The sequence below is a fragment of the Ensifer adhaerens genome (assembly GCF_002007205.1).
GTDB lineage: Bacteria > Pseudomonadota > Alphaproteobacteria > Rhizobiales > Rhizobiaceae > Ensifer > Ensifer adhaerens_D.
The window spans coordinates 1752498-1778810 of sequence record NZ_LAZS01000005.1 but is presented as its reverse complement, the minus strand read 5'-3'; the positions used below and the strand labels follow the sequence as shown (position 1 = coordinate 1778810).

General features: G+C 62.2%; 26 protein-coding genes. 16 read left to right on the top strand and 10 right to left on the bottom strand.

What is annotated here, in order from left to right:
• Window positions 1-144 precede the first annotated feature (144 nt).
• From XB14_RS12565 to XB14_RS12555, 3 genes are all read right to left on the bottom strand, one after another.
• Entirely contained in the window at window positions 145-1032 is an 888-nt protein-coding gene (locus XB14_RS12565) for an alpha/beta fold hydrolase (RefSeq protein ID WP_077961841.1), read from the bottom strand.
• Window positions 1033-1192: 160 nt separating this feature from the next.
• The gene (locus tag XB14_RS12560) at window positions 1193-1717 is read right to left on the bottom strand and encodes a BA14K family protein (RefSeq protein ID WP_077961840.1); all 525 of its coding nucleotides are present in this window, start codon (window positions 1715-1717) and stop codon (window positions 1193-1195) included.
• A gap of 108 nt (window positions 1718-1825) precedes the next feature.
• Window positions 1826-3892, bottom strand: coding sequence for a lytic transglycosylase domain-containing protein (locus XB14_RS12555; RefSeq protein ID WP_077961839.1), 2067 nt, complete (start codon window positions 3890-3892; stop codon window positions 1826-1828).
• Between the two features lie 291 nt (window positions 3893-4183).
• Between XB14_RS12555 and dapA the strand changes: the two genes are divergently transcribed.
• The gene (gene dapA / locus XB14_RS12550; RefSeq protein ID WP_077961838.1) at window positions 4184-5068 is read left to right on the top strand and encodes a 4-hydroxy-tetrahydrodipicolinate synthase; all 885 of its coding nucleotides are present in this window, start codon (window positions 4184-4186) and stop codon (window positions 5066-5068) included.
• Window positions 5068-5547, top strand: a complete 480-nt coding sequence (gene smpB / locus XB14_RS12545) for an SsrA-binding protein SmpB (protein ID WP_043616668.1) — start codon at window positions 5068-5070, stop codon at window positions 5545-5547. Before dapA ends, smpB begins: the two co-directional genes overlap by 1 nt.
• A 190-nt stretch (window positions 5548-5737) precedes the next feature.
• Here the strand turns inward: smpB and XB14_RS12540 are convergent, their stop codons facing one another.
• A complete protein-coding gene (locus XB14_RS12540; RefSeq protein ID WP_077961837.1) occupies window positions 5738-6319 on the bottom strand; it encodes an NYN domain-containing protein in 582 nt (193 codons plus the stop codon).
• Window positions 6320-6782: 463 nt separating this feature from the next.
• On the opposite strand from XB14_RS12540, the gene rpoZ reads away from it, so the two are divergent.
• From rpoZ to era, 8 genes are all read left to right on the top strand, one after another.
• The gene (gene rpoZ / locus XB14_RS12535) at window positions 6783-7190 is read left to right on the top strand and encodes a DNA-directed RNA polymerase subunit omega (RefSeq protein WP_077961836.1); all 408 of its coding nucleotides are present in this window, start codon (window positions 6783-6785) and stop codon (window positions 7188-7190) included.
• A gap of 213 nt (window positions 7191-7403) precedes the next feature.
• Window positions 7404-9638: a RelA/SpoT family protein gene (locus XB14_RS12530; RefSeq protein WP_077961835.1), complete on the top strand. Its 2235-nt coding sequence runs from the start codon at window positions 7404-7406 to the stop codon at window positions 9636-9638.
• 164 nt (window positions 9639-9802) lie between these two features.
• Entirely contained in the window at window positions 9803-9952 is a 150-nt protein-coding gene (locus XB14_RS12525; RefSeq protein ID WP_065377015.1) for a DUF3563 family protein, read from the top strand.
• Between the two features lie 188 nt (window positions 9953-10140).
• Window positions 10141-10695, top strand: coding sequence for a DUF2062 domain-containing protein (locus XB14_RS12520; RefSeq protein ID WP_077961834.1), 555 nt, complete (start codon window positions 10141-10143; stop codon window positions 10693-10695).
• Complete coding sequence (gene acpS, locus XB14_RS12515; protein ID WP_077961833.1) at window positions 10692-11111, top strand: holo-ACP synthase; 420 nt, start codon at window positions 10692-10694, stop codon at window positions 11109-11111. Before XB14_RS12520 ends, acpS begins: the two co-directional genes overlap by 4 nt.
• Before the next feature lie 160 nt (window positions 11112-11271).
• Entirely contained in the window at window positions 11272-12015 is a 744-nt protein-coding gene (gene lepB / locus XB14_RS12510) for a signal peptidase I (protein WP_077961832.1), read from the top strand.
• Complete coding sequence (gene rnc, locus XB14_RS12505; protein WP_143348367.1) at window positions 12015-12731, top strand: ribonuclease III; 717 nt, start codon at window positions 12015-12017, stop codon at window positions 12729-12731. Before lepB ends, rnc begins: the two co-directional genes overlap by 1 nt.
• Window positions 12732-12739: 8 nt before the next feature.
• Window positions 12740-13669, top strand: a complete 930-nt coding sequence (gene era, locus XB14_RS12500; RefSeq protein ID WP_077961983.1) for a GTPase Era — start codon at window positions 12740-12742, stop codon at window positions 13667-13669.
• Window positions 13670-13750: 81 nt separating this feature from the next.
• On the opposite strand, the gene arsC is transcribed toward era, so the two are convergent.
• Window positions 13751-14179: an arsenate reductase (glutaredoxin) gene (gene arsC, locus XB14_RS12495; protein ID WP_077961830.1), complete on the bottom strand. Its 429-nt coding sequence runs from the start codon at window positions 14177-14179 to the stop codon at window positions 13751-13753.
• A 105-nt stretch (window positions 14180-14284) separates the two neighbouring features.
• On the bottom strand, window positions 14285-15274 hold the full coding sequence (locus tag XB14_RS12490) for a glycerophosphodiester phosphodiesterase family protein (RefSeq protein ID WP_077961829.1): 990 nt from the start codon (window positions 15272-15274) through the stop codon (window positions 14285-14287).
• A gap of 174 nt (window positions 15275-15448) precedes the next feature.
• Here XB14_RS12490 and XB14_RS12485 point away from each other — a divergent pair, with 174 nt between their 5' ends.
• The 4 genes from XB14_RS12485 to XB14_RS12470 all read left to right on the top strand — a co-directional run bounded on the left by XB14_RS12485 (window position 15449) and on the right by XB14_RS12470 (window position 21070).
• The gene (locus tag XB14_RS12485; protein WP_077961828.1) at window positions 15449-16447 is read left to right on the top strand and encodes a glutathione S-transferase family protein; all 999 of its coding nucleotides are present in this window, start codon (window positions 15449-15451) and stop codon (window positions 16445-16447) included.
• A 336-nt stretch (window positions 16448-16783) separates the two neighbouring features.
• On the top strand, window positions 16784-18094 hold the full coding sequence (locus tag XB14_RS12480; protein ID WP_077961827.1) for an SAM-dependent methyltransferase: 1311 nt from the start codon (window positions 16784-16786) through the stop codon (window positions 18092-18094).
• A gap of 138 nt (window positions 18095-18232) precedes the next feature.
• Window positions 18233-20545, top strand: a complete 2313-nt coding sequence (locus XB14_RS12475) for a Tex family protein (RefSeq protein ID WP_077961982.1) — start codon at window positions 18233-18235, stop codon at window positions 20543-20545.
• Between the two features lie 207 nt (window positions 20546-20752).
• Window positions 20753-21070, top strand: coding sequence for a hypothetical protein (locus XB14_RS12470; RefSeq protein WP_077961826.1), 318 nt, complete (start codon window positions 20753-20755; stop codon window positions 21068-21070).
• A gap of 31 nt (window positions 21071-21101) precedes the next feature.
• Here the strand turns inward: XB14_RS12470 and rkpK are convergent, their stop codons facing one another.
• From rkpK to XB14_RS12455, 3 genes are all read right to left on the bottom strand, one after another.
• A complete protein-coding gene (rkpK, locus tag XB14_RS12465) occupies window positions 21102-22415 on the bottom strand; it encodes a UDP-glucose 6-dehydrogenase (RefSeq protein WP_077961825.1) in 1314 nt (437 codons plus the stop codon).
• A gap of 169 nt (window positions 22416-22584) precedes the next feature.
• Window positions 22585-23601: an NAD-dependent epimerase gene (locus XB14_RS12460; RefSeq protein WP_077961981.1), complete on the bottom strand. Its 1017-nt coding sequence runs from the start codon at window positions 23599-23601 to the stop codon at window positions 22585-22587.
• Between the two features lie 67 nt (window positions 23602-23668).
• On the bottom strand, window positions 23669-24001 hold the full coding sequence (locus XB14_RS12455; protein WP_077961824.1) for an ArsR/SmtB family transcription factor: 333 nt from the start codon (window positions 23999-24001) through the stop codon (window positions 23669-23671).
• Between the two features lie 50 nt (window positions 24002-24051).
• Here XB14_RS12455 and XB14_RS12450 point away from each other — a divergent pair, with 50 nt between their 5' ends.
• Complete coding sequence (locus tag XB14_RS12450; RefSeq protein ID WP_077961823.1) at window positions 24052-24534, top strand: SRPBCC domain-containing protein; 483 nt, start codon at window positions 24052-24054, stop codon at window positions 24532-24534.
• A gap of 59 nt (window positions 24535-24593) precedes the next feature.
• On the opposite strand, the gene XB14_RS12445 is transcribed toward XB14_RS12450, so the two are convergent.
• Entirely contained in the window at window positions 24594-25337 is a 744-nt protein-coding gene (locus XB14_RS12445) for a L,D-transpeptidase (RefSeq protein WP_077961822.1), read from the bottom strand.
• Window positions 25338-25552: 215 nt separating this feature from the next.
• On the opposite strand from XB14_RS12445, the gene recO reads away from it, so the two are divergent.
• The gene (gene recO / locus XB14_RS12440; RefSeq protein WP_077961980.1) at window positions 25553-26299 is read left to right on the top strand and encodes a DNA repair protein RecO; all 747 of its coding nucleotides are present in this window, start codon (window positions 25553-25555) and stop codon (window positions 26297-26299) included.
• Window positions 26300-26313 lie beyond the last annotated feature (14 nt).

Below are 26313 nucleotides of genomic sequence, written 5' to 3'. Positions count from 1 at the left end.
ACCCGGCTTTCGAGCCGGGTTTTTTCGTTTTGGCGGTTTCATCTTCGATCACAAACGGTGCCGCTCGCGCCACTGGCCGCCGACGGGCGCGCTTCAGTGAATTCGGGAAAAGAAGGCAAGTCGGCGCCCGCGGAGCGCCGGGCGTCAGCGAGGTCCCGCGACGCCGTCGATAAACGCGGCAACGGCTTCGCGTGGACCGTCGAGGTGAAGCAGCGGCGCATGTCCCTGACCAGGCGCGGTGAAGGCGGTCATCCCACGGTGTCGCCGGTGCATTTCGCGCACCGTGGCCTCCGAAAGAAGCCTCGAGTGTCCGCCTCTCACGACCATGAGGGGAACCTGGTTCAGGGCGTCGAAAGATTTCCAGAGATCGGGCAACGGTGTTTCGGGCGTCAGGCCGCGCAGTGGCAGCGCGATCGCCGGATCGAAATCGGCGACCGGAACGCCACCCTCGTCACGATATATCGCCTTGGCCATATCCGACCAATCAGCATCGCTTAGCGCTGGAAAGTCGCCGCCGTGTAACGTCCTTAGAAAGGGAGCTGCTGTCGCCCAGCTCGTTGGGGCGTCCTTGGAGTTGAGATAATCCCGGATCGCAAGCAGTCCTTCAATTTCGATCACAGGCCCGATGTCATTGAGGACCACCGCTGCAATTAATGAAGGAGCGCAGTCGATAAGGTGATGGAGGATCAGGCCGCCGCGGGATGTGCCGATGAAGAACGCTTTTTCGACCGCAAAATGGGCGCAGGCCGCCATGACGTCGGCCGTTTCGACGACGAGCGTGTAACGGCTCTTGTCCGTGTCGCGTTGCGCGTTGCCGCGCCCGCGGTAATCCAGTGAGATTACAGGAATTTCCCGTGCCGTCGAAAGAAAGCTCGCGAGTTGGTGAAAGTCCCGGCTGTTGCGCGTGAGCCCAGGCAGACAGATGATCGGTGTTTTCGCGGATGCCGAAGGGGTAGGGCCATAGTTTCGCGCGTAGAGGAGCAAGCCGTCGGAGCTGCGGAAGTGGTGTTCGCGGAATACGCCTTGGCCCATGTTGCTCCCCTTCAGAAGGGTGAAATCCTAACCGTTTGAAGGGGAAGGGCAAGCAACGCGAACCAAGATGACAGCCTTAGTCCGTCAAACTATGCGGCAGCCGATAGGCGATTTGCCCGGGCTTTTCGCGCCCGCACCGGTAGCGATGCGTGTTCGCTCCTCAATAGGGTGAGTTGCATTGGCGCCGCGGGCCACCGTAGGGCTGGTAACTGTTATCCCAGGCCCTGTAGGAACGATAGCGCGCGTAGCACCAGCGCTGATGCGCGTTGCCACTGACCGCTCTTGGTCCGTTATAGTATCTCGGGCCGTCGTAGTATCGCGGCTGGCTCAGCAGACCGCCGATGATCGCGCCCGCGGCCAGTCCGCCGATGACCGCCCCGACGTCGTTGTCGTCGTGGTCATAGTGGCGGCGATATCGGTCTCTGTAATACCCGTCACGATAGTGTCGGTCGCGATAGTAGCCGCCGCGGTAGTTGCGATCCCGATCACGATAGCGACGTTCGCAATAGGGACCGGTGCAGACGGAACGGTTCTTGCGTTCCTCCCCACGCTCATAGGAGAATTGAACCTGTTGCACGTTGGTCGCCGCGGAGACGACTGTCGGAGCGCTCGGGAACGCGCCGGCGGGCGGCACGCTGCTCAAGGCGGTCACCAGCGAAAGGGCAGCTATTGTCAAGGTCCTCATAATGCTCACCTTTTCCTTCGGAAAGTCTGGGCTTTAATGAGGAAATGGTTGAAGCCACGGTTTGTGCCGCCAGCGCTGATCACAATTATTTGATCGGCACGCAAGCCGCTATTGCCGTCCCATTCTCAGGTCTTCGACGATATCGGCCTTTTGCCCAAGCCGCGACTTGTAGACCTGATAATTCTCCATCACCCGCTGGACGTAGTTGCGTGTTTCCTGAAACGGAATGCGCTCGATCCAGTCGACGACCTCGTCGATCGGCTTGCCGCGCGGGTCGCCGTAGCGGTCGAGCCATTCCGGAACGCGGCGAGGGCCGGCGTTGTAGGCGATGAAGGTAAGGATGTAGGAGCCGCCGAAGCTGCTGATCTGCTCGCCAAGATAGTGGGCGCCGAGCGTGGCGTTGTAGCCGGCATCGCTCGTCAGCCGGTCCTGCGAGTAGGCAAGGCCGTATCGGCTGGCGACGCCCTTGGCCGTTCCCGGCATCAATTGCAGCAGGCCGCGTGCGTTGGCGGTGGAGATGGCGCCCGGGTTGAACGCGCTCTCCTGGCGCGCGATCGCATAGGCGAGCGCCTTGCCGGAGCCGTCGATATCGGCGCTCGATGGGATCACGCCGACGGGAAAGGCGAGCGCTGCGACGTCGATCCCGCGTCCGAAGGCGATCTTGCCGACCTGGAGGGAGAGCTGATGGTTGCCGGTTTTTTCCGCACGCGCCGATAGCAATGCCAGTTCGCCCGGGCTCGTCAGTTCGTCTGCAAGCGCCCGGTAGATGCTGTCGGCGCGCCAGGCGTGACCGGTGCCTTCGAGGCGCGTGATGGCACGAACTGCCTCGCGGTTTTCGAACCGGGAGCGGTCCTCTGCCGTCGGGGCGGGATAGGCAACGTTCAGCGTCTTTCGACCCAGCCGGGCGGCCGCGAGTTGCCCATAGAACGTTCCGGGATAGCGGGCCGCATTGGCGAAAAATTCGCTGGCGTCACCCGGTCCGCCCGCTTCGGCAGAACGCCCGAGCCAATACCAAGCGCGGGAAGCGGAGAGGGGGCGGCTCGACACGTCCAGAATGCGGCGGAAGTGACGTACTGCGGTCGCTGGATCCTCCATGCCGCGCAAGGCATACCACCCGGCATGAAATTCGGCGTCGATGATGTCGGTCGCGTCCGTTGCGCGATGGCCGGCGGCGATCCGGTAGGCGTTTCGAAAGTCACCGCTGTCGAGCAGGCCGCGGCTGACGACGCGTTGTTCGACCCACCATTCGCCCGGGTCGACCAGGGCGCCCTTGTCCTTGGGCATGCGCGCAAGGAGCTTGGCCGCCGCCTCATACTTCTTCTGCTTGCGCAGGTTCTCGATCTGAATGAAGAGATAGGCTGCGTCCTTGCGCCAGAGGGGATCGACCGCTGCGATGAGCGCGGGCGCCTTGTCGCTGCCGCGGTTGACCGCCGCCCAGGCGCGATAAAGCGACTGAGCCTTGCCAAGTTCGCTGAACCGTTCTGCCTGCTCGACACGGTTGCGGTAGAGAAGCATCGCCATGCGGCGCTGGTGATTTTCGGTGCTCAGAAGACCGGAAAACTCATCGAGGATCTTGGTCTCGATGTCCTTGTCGAGCGTGTCGCGCTGCCAGATCGCGCGCAGGTTTTTGGCGGCGGTGTCGGCCTTTCCGCTGGCCACGAGCGCGCGGGCGAGAATGAGGGCGCCTTCGGTCGTTTCCGGCTGGGTGTTGCCGAAGGCTGCAAGCACATCCGCCGCTGGCGGGTTCTCTCGATAGAGCGCCCGCTCGGAGTTGGCTCGCAGGGATTTCAACCCGGGCCACCCCTGCAATTCGCGTTGGGCGTCGGCGATTTCAAAGGAAGGGACGCCCCGTTGGCCGGAAACAGCGATTGCCCAGGTCAGTATGTGCCGGTCGAGCGTGCCTGCTTCCATGGCGTCGCGCACGGCGATTGCGGCGGCCGGCTGCTTGTTGGACAGAGCATCGAGCCCCGCCTTGAGCTCGCTGCTGACCGGCCCGGCGGCTGCTGCGATGGCGTTCGTGGTTTCGCTTTCGGCAACGGGGGCCGCCCTGTTCGAAAATTCGGGCTTGCGCGATGGAACCGGGACGCGGTCAAGCGTCTCCGCGTTGCCTGCCGGCGCGGCTAGAAGCACCGCGCCGATGATGGCGGCGACAGGCAGATAGATTGTCCCGCGCATCAAGACCCCGTGTTCCCCGTATTCAACATTCATCCGCCGGCAGATGCCCGAGGACAGGGCGAGCAGCCAGCAACGATGATAACAATCGCGCCAAACCCGTTCCCGCCCTGGTTGGGCGGTTCCGATTATGCGGGCGAAACATCAAGCTTTTGCATGAAAACCGGCGTGAAATGCCGTGTTACAACGCTTGCCGCAGCCACGTCACATGATTATGGTGCGGCAGTTTTTTAACCGTCGATTACGGCCAAAGCATGAGTGCAGACTTCGCTTTTACGCCGTCAGGAGTTGTGCATGTTCAAGGGTTCCATTCCCGCTCTCGTAACACCGTTCACCGCGACCGGCGCGGTGGATGCGGATGGTTTCGTCGCGCATGTGGAATGGCAGATAAAAGAAGGCAGCCATGGTCTGGTGCCCGTCGGCACCACCGGCGAGTCTCCGACCCTTTCGCATGACGAGCACAAGAAGGTGGTCGAACTCTGCGTCGAAGCCGCAGGCAAGCGGGTTCCGGTGATTGCGGGCGCCGGCTCCAACAACACGACGGAAGCGATCGAGCTTGCCCAACACGCCGAAAAGGCCGGCGCCGATGCGATCCTGGTCGTTACGCCCTACTACAACAAGCCGACGCAGAAGGGTCTGTTCGCGCATTATGCCGCGATCGCCGAGAGCGTGAAGCTGCCGATCGTCATCTACAACATCCCCGGCCGCTCGGTCGTGGATATGAGTGTCGAGACCATGGCGGCTCTCAGCAAGGCCCATGCCAACATCATCGGCGTCAAGGATGCGACCGGCAAGATCGAACGCGTGTCGGAGCAGCGCATGGCCTGTGGCCCGGAATTCGTCCAGCTTTCCGGCGAAGATGCGACCGCGCTCGGCTTCAACGCCCATGGCGGCGTCGGCTGCATTTCGGTTACGGCCAACGTCGCGCCGCGCCTTTGCGCCGAATTCCAGGAAGCGACGCTCGCCGGCGATTTTGCCAAGGCGCTCGCCTATCAGGACAAGCTCATGCCGCTGCACAAGGCGATCTTCATGGAGCCGGGCCTCTGCGGCGCGAAGTATGCGCTGAACCGTCTCGGCCGTATGAGCCGCGCCGTGCGCTCGCCGCTGTTGTCGACGCTCGAGCCGGCAACCGAGGCCGCGATCGACGCGGCGCTCAGACACGCAGGATTGATGAACTGATGGCACCCAAAGGAAGCCAGCGCACGGTCAACAAGGTTGTGGCGGAAAACCGAAAGGCCCGCTTCAACTACGAGATCGTCGACACCTACGAGGCCGGTCTGGTTCTGACCGGCACCGAGGTCAAGTCGTTGCGCGAAGGCAAGGCCAATATTGCCGAATCCTATGCGACGGACGAGGGCGGCGAGATCTGGCTGATCAATTCCTATCTGCCGGAATATCTGCAGGCGAACCGCTTCAACCATGAAACGCGGCGGCGGCGGAAGCTGCTTCTGTCGAAGCGCGAGGTCAATCGGCTGCAGGGCGCGGTCAACCGCGAAGGCATGTCGCTGATCCCGCTGAAGATCTATTTCAACGATCGCGGCCGGGCCAAGCTGGAGCTGGCGCTCGGCAAGGGCAAGAAGCTGCACGACAAGCGCGAAACCTCGAAGGAACGCGACTGGAACCGCCAGAAGAACCGCCTGCTGAAGGACCGCGGTTAAGAGAAATTCCTTGCGTTGCATCCGCCAGAGACGGGCCGATGCAACGCGGCGGTCGCTCACGGCGCTGAAAACCCTGCCGGCAATTTTTGAGATTTAAATGAGAGAACTCAACGATCGACCTCGTTGAGGTAGGACGATTCCTGCAGCTCCCGCGCATTTGCGATAGAGCATGTGCGTTCAGCGGAACGCCTCAGATCTCCACCGGATCCGCCACCGGTTCGCTGTTGTGCCGCGGGGTGCGTTCGGAGGGTTCGCGGCCAATTTCGGCACGAAGCGTCGCAAGGTCGATAAAGTGGTCGGCCTGGCGGCGCAGGTCGTCGGCAATCATCGGCGGCTGTGTCGACATGGTCGAAACGACGGAAACCTTGCGTCCCTTGCGCTGCAACGCTTCCACCAGCGTGGTGAAATCGCCGTCGCCGGAAAAAATGACGAGGTGATCGACGGTTTCGGACTGTTCCATGGCATCGATCGCCAGTTCGATATCCATGTTGCCCTTGATCTTGCGGCGCCCGAGGGAGTCGGTGAACTCCTTGGCCGGCTTCGTCACGACCTTGTAACCGTTATAGTCTAGCCAATCGATAAGCGGGCGGATGGAAGAATATTCCTGATCTTCGATAAGGGCCGTGTAGTAGTAGGCGCGCAGCAGATAACCGCGTTTCTGGAATGCTTTCAGAAGCTTGCGATAGTCGATGTCGAAGCCGAGGCTTTTCGATGCCGCGTAAAGATTCGCGCCGTCGATAAAGAGTGCGATTTTTTCGCGGGGGTCGAACATCGTCTTTCCTTTTCAATGGCGGCGCGTCAAAGACCGCCTGCCGGCGGCTGCGCAAAAGTAAGTCGATTACATTAATAATTGCTGATATGGCAAATAATGTAGCTTATGTATTGCATTATTCCAGCCGCGCGTTTGCGAATATAGCTAGTTTTAGCAGTTGCTATAGATCGTCCACACCTCAGGGTCGCCTTTTCCATCAGGGGCTTCATTTTCCGCCTAAAAATGCAACCGTAGTGTGTGAGCGCCGTTTCCAGCCCATTCGGATCGCATTTTATCACGAAGTGTGACGTTACGTGAGCGTCCCTTGAAGGAAAAACTTGAACTTGCCTTGTTTTGATTGTATCCGGGCGCTTAATTCCAGAAATCGGACCCGATGAGGCGCCGTCAGGCGACTGCTCCGGTTTCGTGTTGTCAATCCGTGCAGCGGCGATGCCGCCGCGCTTCGAGCCCAAAAGGACAGGCAATGGCCCGCGTCACCGTCGAAGATTGCATCGACAAGGTCGATAACCGTTTCGAACTCGTTCTGCTTGCCAGCCACCGCGCGCGCCTGATTTCCCAGGGCGCCGCCATCACCATCGATCGCGACAACGACAAGAACCCCGTCGTCGCGCTCCGCGAGATCGCAGACGAGACGCTGTCTCCCGGCGACCTTAAGGAAGATCTGATCCACTCGCTGCAGAAGCATGTCGAAGTGGACGAGCCCGAGCCCGATCCGGCTTCGCTGCTTCAGACGGACGCCGAGACGACGTTTGCCGAAGTTGCCGAAGACGAAGATCAGCCGGAAGCCATCACCTTCGACCGGATGTCGGAAGAAGAACTGCTGGCCGGCATCGAAGGCCTGGTTCCGCCGGAAAAGAGCGACGACTACTGAGATCCGTCGCGGAACGCCCGTTCCCACGTGTTTTCAAAGCAGTGCGCCACTCGTATGATTGGCGCACTTTTTTATTGATTTCTTCTAGAGCGGGATGAGGAAATGTATGCGGTTTTCCGCCCGCATCCCGCTCTACCTGATGAGTGACGATCGCGTTCATGATTTCAGGTCGCTTCGCCCTGAAATCTTCCTGATCTAGAGGACCGCCAGCGAATGATGCGCCAATACGAGCTCGTTGAGCGCGTGCAGAAGTACAAGCCCGACGTCAATGAAGCCTTGCTCAACAAGGCCTACGTCTATGCGATGCAGAAGCATGGCCAGCAGAAGCGGGCAAGCGGCGATCCCTACATATCCCATCCTCTGGAGGTGGCGGCGATCCTGACCGAGATGCGTCTCGACGAGTCGACCATCGCCGTCGCGCTGCTGCACGATACGATCGAGGACACGACGGCGACGCGGCAGGAGATCGACGATCTCTTCGGCGAGGATATCGGTGCGCTCGTCGAAGGGCTGACGAAGATCAAGAAGCTCGATCTCGTCACCAAGAAAGCCAAGCAGGCCGAAAACCTGCGCAAGCTGCTGCTTGCCATTTCGGACGACGTGCGCGTGCTGCTCGTCAAGCTTGCAGACCGCCTGCACAATATGCGCACGCTCGACCACATGTCGGCGGAAAAGCGCGCCCGCATCTCCGAGGAGACGATGGATATCTATGCGCCGCTTGCCGGCCGCATGGGTATGCAGGACATGCGCGAGGAGCTCGAAAACCTCTCCTTCCGCCACATCAACCCCGAGGCGTTCGAGACGGTCACGCGGCGGCTGGAGGAATTGTCCGAGCGCAACGAGGGCCTGATCAAGAAGATCGAGGACGAACTCAGGGAGCTGCTTCAGGCCGAAGGCCTGAAGGCGGCGCAGGTCAAGGGCCGGCAGAAGAAGCCCTATTCGGTCTTCCGCAAGATGCAGTCGAAGTCGCTGTCCTTCGAGCAATTGTCTGATGTCTGGGGCTTCCGCCTCATCGTCGACGATATCCCGTCCTGCTACCGGGCGCTCGGCATCGTCCATACGCGGTGGCGCGTCGTTCCCGGCCGCTTCAAGGATTACATTTCGACGCCGAAGCAGAACGATTACCAGTCGATCCACACCACCATCGTCGGTCCGTCGCGCCAGCGCATCGAGCTGCAGATCCGCACCCGCCGGATGAACGATATTGCCGAATACGGTATCGCGGCGCACTCGCTCTACAAGGACGGGGAGGGGAAGGAGGGCGCATCGGCGGACCAGGCGCTTTCGCCGACGTCGAACGCCTATTCCTGGCTGCGGCGCACGATCGAATCGCTTGCCGAGGGTGACAACCCCGAAGAGTTCCTGGAGCATACCAAGCTCGAACTCTTCCAGGACCAGGTGTTCTGCTTCACGCCCAAGGGCCAGCTGATTGCGCTGCCGCGTGGCGCGACGCCGATCGACTTTGCCTATGCCGTCCACACCAACATCGGCGACACCTGCGTCGGCGCCAAGATCAACGGCCGCATCATGCCGCTGGTCACCCGCCTCAACAACGGCGACGAGGTGGAAATCATCCGCTCGGGCATCCAGGTGCCGCCGCCGGCCTGGGAAGAAATCGTCGTCACCGGCAAGGCCCGCTCGGCGATCCGCCGCGCGACGCGTGCGGCCATCCGCAAGCAATATGCCGGCCTCGGTTACCGCATTCTGGAGCGCACATTCGAACGCGCCGGCAAGACTTTTTCGCGCGAGGCGCTGAAGCCGGCGCTGCATCGGCTTGGTCAGAAGGAAGTGGAAGATGCGATCGCGTCCGTCGGCCGCGGCGAGCTTTCCTCGCTCGACGTGCTGCGCGCCGTGTTCCCGGATCATCAGGACGAGCGGGTGACGGTAAAGCCCAGCGCCGACGATGGCTGGTTCAACATGCGCAGTGCAGCCGGCATGGTCTTCAAGCTGCCGGGCCGCGGCAAGGATGCCAACGGCGTGGTTCAGGCCGAAGGCCCCGAGGCCCTGCCGATCCGCGGCCTTTCCGGCAATGCCGAGGTGCATTTCAGCCCGGCCGGGGCGATCCCCGGGGACCGCATCGTCGGCATCATGGAGAAGGACAAGGGGATCACCATCTATCCGATCCAGTCGCCGATCCTGCAGAAGTTCGATGACGAGCCGGAGCGCTGGATCGACGTGCGCTGGGATCTGGACGAGGCCAACAGCAGCCGCTTTATCGCCCGCATCGCGATCAGCGCCCTGAACGAGCCGGGGACGCTGGCCGAGGTGGCCCAGGCGATCGCCACCAGCGACGTCAACATCCGGACTCTTTCGATGGGGCGTGTGGCTGCCGACTTCAGCGAACTGCAGTTCGACCTCGAAGTCTGGGATCTGCGCCAGCTCAACCACCTGATTACGCAGCTCAAGGAACTGCCGAGCGTCTCCATGGTGAAGCGCCTGTTTGAGTGAGCCGATTGACCACGCCATGCGCAAATGCCTTCAAAACAGGCAGGCTGCGCATGGCGAAGCGGCAAGCTATGCCAGCCGCGCATGGCTGCCGTCATTTCCTGGCTCTGGTGGAACAGGGACCTCTAAACTATCTTCTCGTCGGGAGGTAAACAAAGAGGTTTGCCATGTTTAATCAGTTGAAGAAGATCACCCGCGCTCTGCGCGTCCCCACTCAGGAAGAGCGTGAGCTCGCCTATCTCAATAGCTCGGTCGACCGGATCGACCTCGAGTACCGTCAGCGCCAGATCGATCGCGGCCTGTTCCGCAACTACTAAGTTCGCCGTGTCCCGTCTTCTGGCGGGATGCCGAGCCATGCGTTCGGTGGATGGCTCGCCTGCGACATGCGCGCGGCGCCTGAGCGGGTTGCAAGCGACAGGCAGGACGCCTATCTTGCGGCCAGCAAACAGGCGGACGCGCGGTCTTGTGCCGGCTGACGGCTTCAAGACGCGGTCATGACGGCATAATGTTATTCAGGCGCAGAAAACCGGTCACGATTTCCGAAAGGCTGCGGTCCATCGTTTGGCCGCGCAAGGGTTTTGCGCGCGGCCTGCGTTATGTGGCGCTGCGCGTGTTGCGTCTTTCGTCGACACCGCATTCGATTGCCGTCGGCGTGGCGGCGGGTGCCGCTTCGTCCTTCACGCCGTTTTTCGGCCTGCACATCATTATTGCCGTTGCGCTCGCTTTCCTGTTGTCGGGCAATCTCGTCGCGGCGGCGATCACCACGGCGCTCGCCAACCCTGTGACCATCCCGATGATCCTGACGGCGTCCTACGAACTCGGGACGGCAATCCTCGGCGTGGAGAGCGCTCATGCCGCCAGTCCGTCGGACGTCATGCGCATGGTCGAGCACCTTGATCTTCCGGCCCTCTGGGGCCCGGTGTTCAAGCCGATGCTGGTCGGGTCACTGCCTCTGGCGGCAGCCGGCGCCGTCCTTTCCTACATCGCGGCCTATCAGGCAGCCCGGCTCTTCCAGAAGCGCCGCCGGGCACGCACCAAGAAGCTCGGATCCTCTTCATGATCATAGGCATAGGCAGCGATCTGATCGATATCAGGCGGATCGAAAACTCGCTTTCCCGTTTCGGCGAGCGCTTCGTTCAGCGCTGTTTCACCGAGATCGAGATTGCAAAGTCCGAGGGGCGGAAGAACCGCGCGGCGTCCTACGCCAAACGCTTCGCCGCCAAGGAAGCCTGTTCTAAGGCGCTCGGCACGGGGCTCGCGCAGGGCGTCTTCTGGAAGGATATGGGCGTCATCAATTTGCCCGGCGGCAAGCCGACAATGAACCTGACCGGCGGTGCGGCCGCGCGTCTGGAGCAGATGCTGCCGCCGCATCATCGAGCCGCCATTCACCTGACGATTACCGATGATTTTCCCCTGGCCCAGGCCTTCGTGATTATCGAGGCGCTGCCCGTTGCCCCGGTTGAGGGAACGGTTTAGAGCATTCCGCTGGAAAAACCGGCCCCGACCGATTGAAGGGGCGGCGGTTTGCAGCATATGAGACCGGGATTGCGCGCAGTCCAAAGCCGGACCGAGAGTGCGGACGAAAGTTGAGAGCGGGCCCCGGGCGGGCGTTGCGATGATAAAGGAAGACAGTAGCGTGGCAGAAAAGACAGAAGCGAAGCAGAGCGGCCTCTGGGAGAACGTGAAGGTCGTCATCCAGGCGTTGCTCCTGGCCGTGGTCATCCGTACGGTTCTCTTCCAGCCCTTCACCATCCCCTCGGGCTCGATGATGCCGACGCTGCTCGTCGGCGACTACATCTTCGTCAACAAGTTCGCCTACGGCTTCTCCAAGTACTCGCTGCCGCTCTCGCCCGATCTCTTCTCCGGACGCATTTTCGCAAGCGAACCGAAGCGCGGCGATATCGTCGTCTTCCGCTTCCCGCCGAACCCGGATATCGACTACATCAAGCGCCTCGTCGGTCTGCCGGGCGACCGCGTCCAGGTGCGCAACAGCATCCTCTACATCAACGACAAGCCGATCGAGCGCGCGCCGGACGGCGCCTTCCGCGCCGATGACCAGTACGACACCGGCGGCGACGTTCCGGTTTTCCGCGAAACGATGGACAACGGCGTATCCTACGACACGCTCGACCAGTTCCCGGATTCGCGTGGCGACAACACGCGCGAATTCATCGTGCCTGAGGGCCACTATTTCATGATGGGCGACAACCGCGACAACTCGGCCGACAGCCGCTTCGACGTTGGCTTCGTGCCCGCTGAAAACCTTGTCGGCCGCGCCAGCATGATCTTCTTCTCGCTGGGCAACGACACTTCGTTCCGCGAAGTGTGGAAGTGGCCGGCGAACCTGCGCTACGACCGTCTGTTCAAGGCGGTCGAATGATGAAGTCTCGGTCGCTGGGCGCGGAGGATCGGGTAAAGCTTGAGGCCGTGATCGGTTACCAGTTCACGGAGAAGGAGCGCCTTGACCGGGCGCTCACCCATTCCAGCGCGCGCAGCGCCAAGGGCTCCAACTATCAGCGCCTCGAATTCCTCGGCGACCGCGTGCTCGGGCTTTGCGTGGCGGAGCTTCTGTTCCAGACCTTCCGCGATGCCAACGAGGGCGAGCTTTCGGTCCGGCTGAACCAGCTCGTCAGCGCCGAAAGCTGCGCGAAGGTCGCCGACGACCTGGAGCTGCATCAGTTCATCCGCACCGGCTCGGACGTCAAGAAGATAACCGGCAAGGCGATGATGAATGTACGCGCCGATGTGGTAGAGTCGCTGATTGCCGCCATTTATCTCGATGGCGGTCTCGAAGCTGCCCGCGGCTTCGTACTGCGTCATTGGAAAGATCGCGCGGTGCGCGCCGACGGGGCGCGTCGCGATGCAAAGACCGAATTACAGGAATGGGCGCACGCCAAGTTCGGCATCGCGCCGGCCTACCGGACGGATGAGCGTTCCGGCCCCGACCACGACCCCCGCTTCACGGTAACCGTCGAAGTCGCGGGCGTTGCGCCGGAGACCGGAACGGACAGATCCAAGCGCGGCGCCGAGCAGGTGGCCGCGACGAAATTATTGGAACGCGAAGGCGTGTGGCGGAAGAGTTCCGCCGGAAATTGACGGAAAACATGACGGACATGGAAAAAGATACGGCCGCCGAAGGCGCGCCGACCCACTCGGGCTTCGTGGCGATGATCGGCGCGACCAACGCAGGCAAGTCGACCCTGGTCAACCGCCTCGTCGGCGCCAAGGTTTCGATCGTCAGCCACAAGGTGCAGACGACGCGCGCGATCGTGCGTGGCATCGCCATTCACGACAACGCCCAGATCGTTTTCATGGACACGCCCGGCATCTTCAAGCCGCGCCGCCGGCTCGACCGCGCCATGGTCACGACCGCCTGGGGCGGCGCCAAGGATGCGGACGTGATCATGTTCCTGATCGATAGCGAACGCGGCCTGAAGGGCGACGCGGAAGCGATCCTCGAAGGGCTCAAGGAAGTCCACCAGCCGAAGATCCTGGTTCTGAACAAAATCGACCAGGTGCGTCCCGAGGATCTGTTGAAGCTTGCGGCGGCGGCCAACGAGATGATCAAATTCGAGCGCACCTTCATGATCTCGGCCTTGAACGGCTCGGGCTGCAAGGACCTGATGGATTACCTGGCCGAGACGTTGCCTGAGGGCCCCTGGTACTATCCGGAGGACCAGATCTCCGATCTGCCGATGCGCCAGCTTGCGGCCGAAATCACCCGCGAAAAGCTGTTCCTGCGGCTGCACCAGGAACTTCCCTATGCCTCGCATGTGGAAACCGAGAAGTGGGAAGAGCGCAAGGACGGCTCGGTGCGCATCGAGCAGGTGATCTATGTCGAGCGCGAGAGCCAGAAGAAGATCGCGCTCGGTAAGAACGGCGACGCCATCAAGGCGATCTCGACGGCATCGCGCAAGGAAATCTCCGAGATCCTCGAGCAGCCGGTGCACCTGTTCCTGTTCGTCAAGGTGCGCGAGAACTGGGGTGACGACCCGGAGCGCTTCCGCGAAATGGGCCTCGAATTTCCACGATAGGGCCGCACGCGCACCATTCGGTGTGATGTTTCTCGGCACCCGTTAAAACGGGTGCCATGACACTCACCGCCGCAAGCGGTCTCAAGCGCCCGCTATGCGCTTTCCCTCGGCGTCCAGAACCGGTTCGCCGTCCTCCTTCGAGAATGGCCCCTTGTGCGTGTCTGGCAGGATATCGAGCACGCGTTCTGACGGGCGGCACAGTCTGGTGCCCATCGGCGTGATCACGAAGGGACGGTTGATCAGCATCGGATGCGCGATCATCGCGTCGAGCAGCCGCTCGTCGCTGACGCTGGGGTCGGCGAGCCCGAGCTCCGCATAGGGCGTACCTTTCTCGCGGATGACCTCACGCACCCCCAGGCCGGCATCCGCAATCATCCTTTCCAGCGCCTGCCGGGACGGCGGCGCCTGCAGATACTCGATCACCGTCGGCTCGATGCCGGCGTTGCGGATCATCGCCAACGTGTTGCGCGAGGTGCCGCAGGCGGGATTGTGGTAGATCGTGACGTTCATGCGCTTGCCTTTATCGGGATTAAGGCCGGCGTTGCAGCCAGCTTCGACGGTTGCTCAAAGCCATAGGGTCGAAGCCGGCCGGAGGCAAGTCGGGCGTATCCGCTGTCAGTTCTGGCTGGCGTCAGCGACCTGCCGCTTTGCGAGCGCCGGACCGATCATCTCGATACGGTTGGTCCAGATGTAGCCGGAGAACCCTGGCGGCACCATTTCCAGGTCCTGCATCGTGTCGATGCCGGTGGTGAAATCGCCGCCGCCATAGGGACCGAGCAGGATGATCTCGCTTCCGGCCGCTTTCATGCGGGCAGCGAAACGCTCGGGCCAGCCCCACAGAACCGGCGCATAATTGCCGGGCACGATCACCAGCGTGTTCTTGCAGGCGTCCGGCATCAGTCCAGTCCAGCCATAGCCGAGATAGCGGGTCAGGCATGCCATCGTCGACGTCCGGTCGTAGCCGCGCATCCCCTGCAGGCGTTTCAGCGTCTCGCGGGTCGGCTCCTCGCCGCCATAGACGCCGAACACGGCTTCCCGCCATTGCGGCTGCGCTTCGACCCGTGCTGCGAGTTCAGCACCTTCCTCGGCGCGCCGGCTCTTGAAGTTGACCAGGAACTTGCGATCGGGCAGGGCGGCCAGCACCTCTTCGAGCGTCGGCATCTGGCCGACGCCCTTGCCGCGGAAGGGGAAGGTCTTGCCGCCGTCGGCCGTATAGCCATAGCCGATGTCGAGAGACTTCAGCGTCGCCATCGGCGTTTCCTCGGTCACGCCCTTCGCCTCGGTCCGGCAATCGAGCGTCCAGTCGTGGAAGACGGCGAACTGTTTGTCCGGGGTGAGATGCACGTCGAGTTCGACGACATCGGCGCCAGCGTCGAAGGCAGCCTGCATCGAGGCGATCGTGTTTTCGAGATAGGGGTGTTCCGGCGTGTTTATGATCGTGGCCGTACACGTATCCCTGCCGACGCTCTCCTTCGGATAGGTTTGATGCATGCCGCGGTGGGCAAGCAGTTTTGCGGTGCCTGCAGGCGGCGCGATAAACAACGATGTGTTCAGCAGCCAGACGACCGCAGCAAAAAGTACGAGAACGGCAAGGGCTTTCTTCATCCTGATTCTCCTCTTGGAATCGGGATTGCCCGACATTGTGGCGCAACGATGATCGTGCACGCATCGCGTGCGTGTCGCCGTTTGCGAACAATGTGTCACCCGCGCGCGTAATTGACCGTGAGCCGGCGGCCGTGGGAGGTAGCCGTCACTGACTTGCGATCCAGGAGAAAAGACATGCCGCAGCTCGTCGAGGGAAAATGGGTCAAGGGCGACGTTGCGGCGGGCGAGATGAAGGGTGGCGCGTTCCACCGCGAGCCGACGCGATTTCATCGCTGGATCACGACGGATGGCAGGCCAGGCCCGCAGGGGCAGGAGGCCTTGCCGGCGGAGGCCGGGCGCTTCCGCCTGTTCGTTTCCTATCTCTGCCCCTGGGCTTCGCGTACGATCGCCTTCCGCAATCTCAAGGGCTTGCAGGACATTGTCGGCTTGACCGTGTCCAATCCGGAACTGGGCGAAGACGGCTGGGTCTATGACGAGCCGGTCGATGCCGGCGAGCGCGTCGGCAAGATCCGCTTCCACCACGAGCTCTATGTGGCGAGCGACCCGACCTACACCGGCAAGGTGTCGGTGCCCGTGCTCTGGGACATGCGCGAAGGGCGGATCGTCAATAACGAGTCCGCCGATATCATCCGCATCCTGAATTCGGCCTTCGACGGGCTCACCGGCAATCGGCTGGACTTCTACCCCGAGGCGCTGCGCGCCGAAATCGATCGCTGGAACGGCCCGATCTATGAGCGCGTCAACAACGGCGTCTACCGCGCCGGCTTTGCCAAGACCCAAGGCGCCTATGACGAGGCGGTGGCAAGCCTGTTTAGCATGCTCGATGAGCTGGAGGGCCATCTTGCGGACAACCGTTACCTTGCCGGCGAGCATCTGACCGAGGCCGACATTCGCCTCTTCGTCACCCTCGTTCGCTTCGACGCGGCCTATCACGGCGCCTTCAAATGCAATATCCGCCGGATCGAGGAGTATCCGGCGCTGTCGAACTACCTGCGCGAGATTTACCAATGGCCGGGCATCCGCGAGAGCGTGCGCATCGATCATATCAAGCGCGGCTACTACGGCATCGCCCACATCAACCCGACCCGCATCGTTCCGGCAGGCCCGCTGCTCGATTTCGACCGACCGCATGACCGTGCCCGTTTGCCTGGTCGGGTCGTCGCTGAAATCTAGGTTTGTTTCTCAGTATTTGCTAAGGAAACAAATTTATGAGGGGCCATAAAGAACCCATTGCCAATCGATCGAAGCTACCTACCTTAACTTGAGTTCTGATGGATAGGAGCCCGATGGCGGCTGCCTGACGAATTCGCGGCGATGCACGCACGAGGAGCCAGATGTGCCCGCCGGATACCCGTGAGGCGATGCCCGTGCCGGTTCTCGTCGCTTCCGGACGCGCTGGCGCCTGTTCCCGATGCGCCCGGCGCAGCCACTCCTGAAGCCCCGAATGAGCCGACCCTTCGCATCTCTCATGCACCAGGACACGTTCGGTCGGTCTGGTAGGGGTGAGATATGAATGCAGCATTGTTGACATTGCTTCGCCGTCTGGTGCGCAACGGTAACCTGGCGGTTGTTTTTTCTTCCGGTGAAGAAGTGATCCTGGGTGACGGCAGCGGAAAGCCGGCATCAATCCGCATCGTCGATGCGGAGGCGGAGGCGGCGATCGTTCGGGATCCCGGACTTCGCTTTGGTGAATTGTATATGGACGGGCGTGTCGTCATCGAGAAGGGCGATATCTTCGATGTGCTCTCGATCGTGAAGGACAACGGCATCGAGAACGCGGCCAATGCCACCAATACGATGACCGGCCTGTGGCATGTGTTGCGTCAGCAATTGCTGAGCCGGATTCCCGTCAATCGCAACAGGCACAACGTCGCCCATCACTACGACCTTGATCGCAGGCTGTTCGACCTGTTCCTCGACGAGGACTGGCAGTACTCGTGCGCCTACTTCCAGCCGCGGGGAATCTCGCTCGACGCAGCACAGCTTGCCAAGAAGCGCCACATCACCGCGAAACTCTTGCTGGAGCCAGGACAAAAGGTGCTGGAGGTCGGTTCGGGTTGGGGCGGGATGGCCATGTATCTGGCCGAATCCTCAGGCGTTGAGGTCACCGGCATCACGCTCAGCGAAGAGCAAGTGAAGGTTTCGCGCGACCGCGCCGCCAGGCGCGGGGTTTCCGACCGGGTCCGCTTCGAACTGCAGGACTACCGCACGCTGCAGGGCCGGCAGTTCGACCGCATCGTCTCCGTCGGCATGTTCGAACATGTCGGCATTGGCAACTACGGCAATTTCTTCGACAAGATGAAGGAACTGCTGAAGCCGGATGGCATCATGCTCCTGCATTCGATCGGCCAGATCTATAAGCCCTGGGCCACCAATCCGTGGATCGAGAAATACATCTTTCCCGGCGGCTACATACCGGCCATTTCGGAGGTTCTGCCATCGGTCGAGCGGGCGCGGCTTTTGGTCAAGGATGTGGAAATCCTGCCGATGCACTATGCCTGGACGCTGAGGGCCTGGCGTGAGCGCTTCGTCGCGCGGCGCGAAGAGGCGGTCAAACTCTACGACGAACGCTTCTTCCGCATGTGGGAGTTCTATCTCGCCGCGTCGGAGACAGCCTTTCTCTACGACAAGCACTTCATCTTCCAGCTGCAGCTTTCGTCCTCCCTCGATGCGGTTCCGGCCTCGCGCGGCTACATCGAGGAGAGGGAACGACAATTGATCGAGTTCGAAAAGCGACGGCCGCCGCTCGAACCCGTCAACACCTGGGATGCCGTCCCACGGCAGCCAGAGCACATCGAGCCTGCCGCCATGGCGGGTTGAGCCATTGGCCGTCCCGCCTCAAGCGGGGCGGCCGATCCATCTTCTGTGGAGTTCCCGTATTCCGCCGAAGGCCTTCACTTGGCCTTCAAGGTCTGCGCCTTTATGGTCGCCGACCAAACAGCAAAGACGGAATCCCATATGGCCAGCCCTGCAAAACCCATCGCCGCCATCATCGCCAGCGAAATCAAGGCGACGCCCTCGCAGGTCGTTGCGGCGGTCGAGCTGCTGGACGAAGGCGCAACGGTGCCGTTCATCGCGCGCTACCGCAAGGAAGTGACCGGCGGGCTCGACGATACGCAGCTGCGCGTCCTTTCGGAACGGCTGACCTATCTGCGCGAACTGGAAGCTCGGCGGGCGTCGATCCTCGAATCGATCCGCGGGCAGGACAAGCTGACCGCCGAACTCGAAGCCAAGATCGCCGCCGTCGAAACCAAGGCGGAGCTCGAGGACATCTATCTGCCCTATAAGCCAAAGCGCCGCACCAAGGCGGAGATCGCTCGCGAGCGCGGGCTTGGGCCCCTCGCCGAGGCGATCCTTGCCGACCGCTCCGTTGCGCCGGCCGATCGCGCCGCGGCCTTCCTGACCGCCGACGTGGCCGACGTGAAGACGGCGCTCGATGGCGCGCGCGACATCATCGCCGAAGGCATGACCGAGAATGCCGATCTGCTCGGCCGGCTGCGCAACCATATGAAGGGCGCCGCCTTCCTGCGCGCCAAGGTCGTCGACGGCAAGCAGGAGGCGGGCGCGAAGTTCTCCGACTACTTCGATCATTCCGAGCGCTGGGCGACGACCCCGGGCCATCGGGCGCTTGCGATGCTGCGCGGCTGGAACGAGGAAGTGCTCTCCGTCGATATCGTCGTCGACCAGGATGACACTTCGCCGGTCAAGCCGGTCGAGCGCATGATCGCCGCCGCCTACAATGTCGGTGGCCACCTGCCGGGCGACAAGTGGCTTGCCGAGATGATCGGCTGGACCTGGCGCGTGAAGCTCTCCATGTCGCTGTCGCTCGATCTCATGCGCGAACTGCGTGAGCGCGCCGAAGAGGAGGCGATCCACGTCTTTGCCCGCAACCTCAAGGATCTGCTGCTGGCTGCACCTGCGGGATCGCGCGCGACGATGGGGCTCGACCCGGGCATCCGCACCGGCGTCAAGGTCGCCATCGTCGACGGCACCGGCAAGTTGCTCGAAACCACGACGGTCTATCCGTTCCCGCCGAAGAACGACGTCCGCGGCACCCAGGCCGAACTGGCATCGCTCGTTCGCAAGCACAAGGTGGAACTGATCGCCATCGGCAACGGCACCGGCAGCCGCGAAACCGAAAAGCTTGTGGCCGACATGCTCGCGCAGCTAACGGCGCCGAAGCCGACCAAGGTCATCGTCTCAGAAGCCGGCGCGTCGGTCTATTCGGCCTCGGAAACGGCTGCCCTGGAGTTTCCGGGTCTCGACGTCTCGCTGCGCGGCGCGGTCTCGATCGCCCGCCGCCTGCAGGATCCGCTGGCGGAACTGGTAAAGATCGAACCGAAATCGATCGGCGTCGGCCAGTACCAGCACGACGTCGACCAGTCGAAACTCAGCCGCTCGCTGGATGCGGTGGTCGAAGACGCGGTGAATGCCGTCGGCGTCGATGTCAACACGGCCTCGGCGCCGCTGCTTGCCCGTGTTTCCGGTCTCGGCAAATCCTCCGCCGAAGCGATCGTCGCCCATCGCGATGCGACCGGTCCCTTTGCGAGCCGCAAGGAACTGTTGAACGTGCCGCGGCTCGGCGCGCGCACCTTCGAGCAGTGCGCGGGCTTCCTGCGCATTCCCAACGGCAAAGAGCCGCTCGACGCCTCCTCGGTCCACCCGGAGGCCTATGGCGTCGCCAAGAAAATCGTTGCTGCCTGTGGTCGCGACGTACGTGCGCTGATGGGCGACAGCGTTGCGCTGAAGAGCCTCGATCCGAAGGTCTTCGTCGACGAGCGCTTCGGATTGCCGACGGTCAAGGACATCCTTGCGGAACTGGAGAAGCCCGGCCGCGACCCGCGCCCGAGCTTCAAGACCGCGACTTTTGCCGACGGTATCGACGACATCAAGGATCTGAAGGTGGGCATGCAGCTTGAGGGCACCGTCACCAACGTTGCGGCCTTCGGCGCCTTCGTCGATATCGGCGTCCACCAGGACGGCCTCGTGCACGTGTCCCAGCTGGCAGATCGTTTCGTCAAGGATCCCCACGAGGTTGTGAAAGCCGGGGATGTGGTGAAGGTTCGCGTTACCGAGGTGGACGTGCCGCGCAAGCGCATCGGTCTGACAATGCGCAAGGATGGTGGCGCCGAAGCCGGCCGCGAAGTCCGGGGCAGCGCCCCGAGCGGCGGCAACCGCGGTGCTGCGCCGACGCGGCCGCAGCAAAAGCCGCAAGCGCCATCGCAGGGCGCCTTCGGTGCGGCGCTGATGGAAGCCATGAAGCGCAAGTAAGCCGTTGCCATCGGGGCGTTTCGGCGCCCCGATGGCATGCTTTATAAATTAGATAATTGTAATAATACCGGCTTTCCGCCATACTCTTCTGGTGGCGGCACCTGTTTGATTTTCCCGAGTGCGGTGCCGATGTAGCGGCCGGACGACGGCGGAACAGGTAAGCGGAAACTCCTCCTCCGCCGGGCGTCCGGTGAAAGGAGTTGCGTCATGATCCGCAAGGCGTTCCGCGGTCTCGCGCTGGCAGCACTTCTTCTGGCCGGCGTCACGGCCCGCCCTGTTCCGGCAGTCTCGCAAGCCCCGATCAATTGCGCCGAGCGATCCGAGGTGATCGAGTTTCTGGCGCGACAATACCGTGAGAAACCTGCTGCAACTGCCCAGATCAATCCGCAGGCGATTTTGGAAGTTTATGCCGCCGACAATGGCAGCTGGACGCTGATCGTCACCGACGTCAACGGTCGAAGCTGCGTCATTCTCGCCGGCAAGAGCTGGGAATCCTTGCCGGCGTTGCCGATACCGAAGGCGTAGTTTTTGGAGCCTGGCGGGCGCAGCCGGATAGTCAGTTCGACCGGCCGACGCTTGAATAGGTAAATCCGTGCTTCACCACCTCGTCCTGGCGGTAGATGTTCCTGAGATCCACGAGAATGGGTGTCTTCATCACGGTCTTCAGCCGGCGAAAATCAAGGGCCCGGAACTCGTTCCACTCGGTAACGATCACCAGCGCATCGGCCTCGTTGGCGGCCTCATAGGGATCGCTGGCGTAGTCGATCCCGTCGATTACCTTCTTTGCGTTTTCCATGCCTTCCGGATCGTAGCCGATGACATGGGCGCCGGCGTCTTGCAGCGTCTGCACGATGGCAATCGCCGGGCTGTCGCGCATGTCGTCTGTGTTCGGCTTGAAGGTGAGGCCGAGGATCGCGATCTTTCGGCCGCGCACGTCGCCGCCGGCGGCCGCAATCACCTTGCGTCCCATCGCCCGCTTGCGGTTGTCGTTGACGGCAACCGTCGTCTCGACCAGCCGCACCGGGCTGTCATGATCCTGCGCGGTCTTCACCAGCGCCAGGGTATCCTTCGGGAAGCAGGATCCGCCGTAACCGGGCCCTGCGTGCAGGAACTTCGAGCCGATGCGGCCATCGAGGCCGATGCCGCGGGCGACATCCTGAACATTGGCATCGACCCGTTCGCACAGATCGGCCATCTCGTTGATGAAGGTGATCTTCATCGCAAGGAACGCATTGCCGGCATATTTGATCAACTCGGATGTGCGGCGCGAGGTGAAGACCAGCGGCGACTGGTTGAGATAGAGCGGACGGTAGACTTCCGTCATCACGTCGCGTGCCCGCGCGTCGTCGCCCGAAAGACCGATGACGATGCGGTCGGGCCGCTTGAAGTCTTCGATCGCCGCGCCTTCGCGCAGGAATTCCGGGTTGGAAACGACGGCGAAATCGGCGTCCGGATTGGTTTCGCGGATAATGCGCTCGACCTCGTCGCCGGTGCCGACCGGAACGGTCGATTTCGTCACGATCACGGTGAACCCCTTGAGGTTCTCAGCAATCTCGCGGGCGGCGGCATGCACATAGGAAAGGTCGGCATGACCGTCACCGCGCCGCGACGGGGTGCCGACGGCAATGAAGATGACGTCGCTGTCGGCGACCGCGGCAACGAGATCGGTCGTAAAGGTGAGGCGGCCGGAAGCGACGTTGCTTGCCACCAATTGGTCGAGACCGGGTTCGAAGATCGGAATGCGCCCCTGCATCAACGCGTCGATCTTGCTCTCGTCCTTGTCGAGACAGACGACGTCGTGACCGAAATCCGCAAAACACACGCCGGAAACGAGGCCCACATAGCCGGCGCCGATCATCGTGATTTTCATAGGCTCTTTTCCTTGTTGTGTTCCATTGCGAGCTCATTTCATAGAACGTGCAATTGCGTATTTTTGCAATCGCTTATGCGCTCAGGTTCACACCCATTTATGTTCGATTGCGGTTAAAGCAAGCCGTTCCGCCAGCAGAATATTCCGTGGAGGATAGCCGGTGACCGGCTCACCGGTTCGCGTTGTAGTATTCCTTGTACCAGGCGGCGAAGCGCGCCACGCCCTCTTCGACGGGTAGCGAGGGCTTGAAGTCGGTCAGCGCTTCGAGAAGATCGGGGGATGCATAGGTGCGCGGCACATCGCCCTGCTGCATCGGCAGCATGTTGCGCATCGCCGGCTTGCCAACGGCCTTTTCGACCGTTTCGACGAAGGTCATCAGTTCGACCGGCTGGCCGCCGCCGATGTTGACCACGCGGAACGGCCCCTGGCGCGACAGCGTGTCCTCGGCCTTCTCCTGGGGCACGCGGTTTTCTTCCGCCGGCGCGACATGGGAAAGCCGGAGAATGCCCTCGACGAGGTCGTCGATATAGGTGAAGTCGCGGCTCATGCGGCCTTCGCCGTAGATGTCGATCGGCTGCCCCTTGTGGATGGCGTCGACGAACTTGAACAGCGCCATGTCGGGACGGCCCCAGGGGCCATAGACCGTGAAGAAGCGGAAGGCGGTCGTCGGCACCTTGTAGAGATGCGCATAGCTATGCGCCATCAGCTCCATCGACTTCTTCGTTGCGGCATAGAGTGTCATCGGCTCGTCGGCACGGTCTGTTTCCGCAAACGGGATCTTTTCGTTGGCGCCGTAGATCGAGGAGGTCGAGGCCAGCATCAGGTGCTTCGGGTTAAGCTCCCGCGCCAGTTCCAGCATGTTCCAGGAGCCGACCAGATTGGAATCCACATAGGCCTTCGGGTTTTCGAGGCTGTAGCGCACGCCGGCCTGGGCGGCGAGATGGATGATGACCTCCGGCTCGGCGAGGGCGGCGGCGCGGTGCAGCGCGTCCCGGTCCTCCAGCATTCCGACGACGGCCTTGAAGCCGTTCGACCGGGCGAGGATCGCATGCCGATGCTCTTTCAGCGTCACGTCGTAATAGGGGGTCATGCCATCGAAGCCGACCACAAAATGCCCTTCGTCGATCAGCCGCTTGGCGAGGTGAAAGCCGATGAAGCCTGCAGTGCCGGTGATGAGGTAGCGCACGACGATGTCCCCAATTGCATATAGGCCGTTCATACGAAGAAAGCCGGTCGATTGAAAGCCGAAACGATCACTCCGGTGCTTCGTCGAGCTCCTGTTGCAGCGCCGACAGCACCGACATCGCGTGCCCGGCATACTGGCTGATCCAGCGATTGTGGATCGCCTGGATCGGCAATGCATTCAGATGGTTCCAGCGCTCACGCCCCTCGCGGCGGACGAGCACGAGTTCGGCCTGCTCGAGAACCTTCAGGTGTTGCATGACCGTGCAACGGTCAAGATTACTGAAGCGGTCGCAGAGCATGCCGGTGGTCTGCGGCGCCCGCTGCATGGCGTCGAGCATCTGCCGCCGCAGCCCGTTGGCGAGCGCCTTGAAAACCAGGTCGTCTTTCGAATCGGTTGACATGTTTTGTTTATATAACATATTCTCGTTGATCTCGACAGGAGGAATATGCCATGCCCCTTGAATTTCGTGTGAATGGACGGATTGGCCGCCCTGTCGCCCAGGTTTTTGATGCCGTTGTCAATCCCGACCAGCTCAGCCGCTATTTCGTGACGCTTGGCGGTATCAGCGGGCCGCTGGTCGCCGGCGCGACCGTGACCTGGTGGGGTGAGGTACCGGTTGAGGTGGAGGTGGTCGAGCTCAACGAGCGGATCGTCTTTCGCTGGGGTGCCATGGTCGCTAAGGGCGAGGACGCCTACCAGACCCGTGTGGAGATGCGCTTCCAGTCGCTGGAGGATGGCGCCACCATGGTGACGATCGCTGAGACTGGCTGGCGCGAGAACGGGCAGGGGCAAAAGAGCTCCTACGTCAACTGCGAAGGCTGGTCTCAGATGCTGGCCTGCATGAAGGCCTGGCTCGAACACGGCATCAACCTGCGCGACGGCTATTACCTCAGCGAGCTCTCAGGCAAGCCGGCGCTCGAGCCGCAAGGCTAGCGCCGTTCATCCGGCGCCGGACGCCTTGTAGGCGCCCGGCCTCCGCTGCAAATGTAATCTTAGTAGACCGGGGGGAGGCCGCCATTGGCGGCACTCGCCATCGGAATGCCGCCGGCAGGCTCGGTCATCGGCGGTTCGGCCTGCAGCACGACGACGCGCGAATCGAGCGGCACGCGGCTGTAGAGATCGATGATGTCAGGGTTGAAGAGGCGGATGCAGCCGCTCGAAACGGCCTTGCCGATCGACCAGGCCTCGGTGGTGCCATGGATGCGGAACAGCGTGTCGCGGCTGCCCTGGAAGAGGTAAAGTGCGCGCGGCCCGAGCGGGTTGCGCACGCCGGGCTCCATGCCGCCGGCCAGCGGGCCGTAGCGCTCCGGTTCGCGCGCTACCATCTCCTGCGTCGGCGTCCAGCGCGGCCATTCGGCCTTGCGCGCGATGCGCGCCTCGCCCTCGAATTCGAGGCCGGCCTTGCCGACGCCGATGCCATAGCGCATCGCCATGCCGCCATCCTGCACCAGGTAGAGGAAGCGGTTCTGGGTGTCGATCACGATCGTGCCCGGCGGCTCATGCGTCTGGTAGGCGACCTGCTGGCGCAGGTAGCGCTTGTCCACTTTGCTGATGTCGATCGCGTCCAGCGGGAATTTCTCGTTCGGCAGCGGGCCGTACATTGCCACATAGTATGGATCCGGTCCCTTCGGCTTGGCTGGCCCCGACGTGGTCACGCAGCTTGCGAGCGTCGAGGTGGCGAGAAGAAGGGCGAAGAGCTGCGCCAGGCGGCCGGCGCTGTTCCGGGACACACACATAATTGAATTCTTGATCCTGCTGATTGTCATTTTCGGGCGGGAGGACGGCTTTTGCCGCTCTTCCGTTCTAATGTCAAAGACGGCGTCCGGGCGGCGACAGCATGTCGCAAATGAGGCAACCGATGAGTGTGGCCGAAAGGCGACAGTCGGCAACGCCAGGGCTGCGCTCGCAAGACGGCTTGATCCGCTTTCGACCGCGGGTGTATGCCATAGCCATGCAATGGAGCGATCAGGCCATCATTCTCGGGATAAGGCGGCACGGCGAAAGCTCGGCCATCGTCGAGGTCATGAGCGCCACCCATGGCCGGCACCTCGGCATGGTGCGCTCCGGCCGCTCGCGCAGCATGCAGCCTGTGTTGCAGCCGGGCAATTCGGTGGAGGTGACCTGGCGCGCCCGGCTCGACGAGCATATGGGCGAATTCCGCATCGAGCCTGTCGAGCTGCGGGCTGCCCGGCTGATGGAAACGGCGACCTCGGTCTATGGCATCCAGGCGCTCGGCGCGCTCTTGCGCCTGCTTCCCGAGCGTGACCCGCATCCGCACCTCTACGAGGCGCTGACCGTCATCGTCGATCATCTCGCCGATCCGGCCGATGCCGGCGAATTGTTCGTGCGTTTCGAGCTCGCGGTCCTCAACGATCTCGGCTTCGGGCTCGATCTCACCGAATGCGTCGCGACCGGCGCCCGCACCGAGCTCGTCTACGTCTCGCCGAAATCGGGCAGGGCGGTCTGCCGGGAGGCCGGAAAGCACTATGCCGACCGCATGCTGGCGCTGCCGGATTTCTTGTCCGCCGAAGCGCGAAGGGCTGCGGATCATGACAGCCTCGCCGCCGCCTTCCGATTGACCGCCTTCTTCCTCCACCGTCACGTCTATGAGCCGCGCGGCCTTGACGTATCTTCCGCGCGCGACGGCTTCGTGCATGCGGCGCTCAAGGCGCTGAAAGCGCAGTCCTCAGCCGCCTGATCCCCCAGGAGTTA

What these genes read in the sequence shown, in the direction of transcription:
- rkpK (WP_077961825.1), bottom strand. Translation starts at nt 22,415, where the DNA reads ATGAAAATCACGATGATCGGCGCCGGCTATGTGGGCCTCGTTTCCGGC.
- XB14_RS12490 (WP_077961829.1), bottom strand. Translation starts at nt 15,274, where the DNA reads ATGAAGAAAGCCCTTGCCGTTCTCGTACTTTTTGCTGCGGTCGTCTGG.
- XB14_RS12540 (WP_077961837.1), bottom strand. Translation starts at nt 6,319, where the DNA reads ATGTTCGACCCCCGCGAAAAAATCGCACTCTTTATCGACGGCGCGAAT.
- XB14_RS12475 (WP_077961982.1), top strand. Translation starts at nt 18,233, where the DNA reads ATGGCCAGCCCTGCAAAACCCATCGCCGCCATCATCGCCAGCGAAATC.
- XB14_RS12525 (WP_065377015.1), top strand. Translation starts at nt 9,803, where the DNA reads ATGTTTAATCAGTTGAAGAAGATCACCCGCGCTCTGCGCGTCCCCACT.
- smpB (WP_043616668.1), top strand. Translation starts at nt 5,068, where the DNA reads ATGGCACCCAAAGGAAGCCAGCGCACGGTCAACAAGGTTGTGGCGGAA.
- recO (WP_077961980.1), top strand. Translation starts at nt 25,553, where the DNA reads ATGCAATGGAGCGATCAGGCCATCATTCTCGGGATAAGGCGGCACGGC.
- era (WP_077961983.1), top strand. Translation starts at nt 12,740, where the DNA reads ATGACGGACATGGAAAAAGATACGGCCGCCGAAGGCGCGCCGACCCAC.
- XB14_RS12455 (WP_077961824.1), bottom strand. Translation starts at nt 24,001, where the DNA reads ATGTCAACCGATTCGAAAGACGACCTGGTTTTCAAGGCGCTCGCCAAC.
- XB14_RS12530 (WP_077961835.1), top strand. Translation starts at nt 7,404, where the DNA reads ATGATGCGCCAATACGAGCTCGTTGAGCGCGTGCAGAAGTACAAGCCC.
- XB14_RS12450 (WP_077961823.1), top strand. Translation starts at nt 24,052, where the DNA reads ATGCCCCTTGAATTTCGTGTGAATGGACGGATTGGCCGCCCTGTCGCC.
- XB14_RS12555 (WP_077961839.1), bottom strand. Translation starts at nt 3,892, where the DNA reads ATGCGCGGGACAATCTATCTGCCTGTCGCCGCCATCATCGGCGCGGTG.
- XB14_RS12485 (WP_077961828.1), top strand. Translation starts at nt 15,449, where the DNA reads ATGCCGCAGCTCGTCGAGGGAAAATGGGTCAAGGGCGACGTTGCGGCG.
- dapA (WP_077961838.1), top strand. Translation starts at nt 4,184, where the DNA reads ATGTTCAAGGGTTCCATTCCCGCTCTCGTAACACCGTTCACCGCGACC.
- XB14_RS12560 (WP_077961840.1), bottom strand. Translation starts at nt 1,717, where the DNA reads ATGAGGACCTTGACAATAGCTGCCCTTTCGCTGGTGACCGCCTTGAGC.
- XB14_RS12480 (WP_077961827.1), top strand. Translation starts at nt 16,784, where the DNA reads ATGAATGCAGCATTGTTGACATTGCTTCGCCGTCTGGTGCGCAACGGT.
- XB14_RS12565 (WP_077961841.1), bottom strand. Translation starts at nt 1,032, where the DNA reads ATGGGCCAAGGCGTATTCCGCGAACACCACTTCCGCAGCTCCGACGGC.
- arsC (WP_077961830.1), bottom strand. Translation starts at nt 14,179, where the DNA reads ATGAACGTCACGATCTACCACAATCCCGCCTGCGGCACCTCGCGCAAC.
- rpoZ (WP_077961836.1), top strand. Translation starts at nt 6,783, where the DNA reads ATGGCCCGCGTCACCGTCGAAGATTGCATCGACAAGGTCGATAACCGT.
- acpS (WP_077961833.1), top strand. Translation starts at nt 10,692, where the DNA reads ATGATCATAGGCATAGGCAGCGATCTGATCGATATCAGGCGGATCGAA.
- rnc (WP_143348367.1), top strand. Translation starts at nt 12,015, where the DNA reads ATGAAGTCTCGGTCGCTGGGCGCGGAGGATCGGGTAAAGCTTGAGGCC.
- XB14_RS12445 (WP_077961822.1), bottom strand. Translation starts at nt 25,337, where the DNA reads ATGTGTGTGTCCCGGAACAGCGCCGGCCGCCTGGCGCAGCTCTTCGCC.
- XB14_RS12520 (WP_077961834.1), top strand. Translation starts at nt 10,141, where the DNA reads ATGTTATTCAGGCGCAGAAAACCGGTCACGATTTCCGAAAGGCTGCGG.
- XB14_RS12470 (WP_077961826.1), top strand. Translation starts at nt 20,753, where the DNA reads ATGATCCGCAAGGCGTTCCGCGGTCTCGCGCTGGCAGCACTTCTTCTG.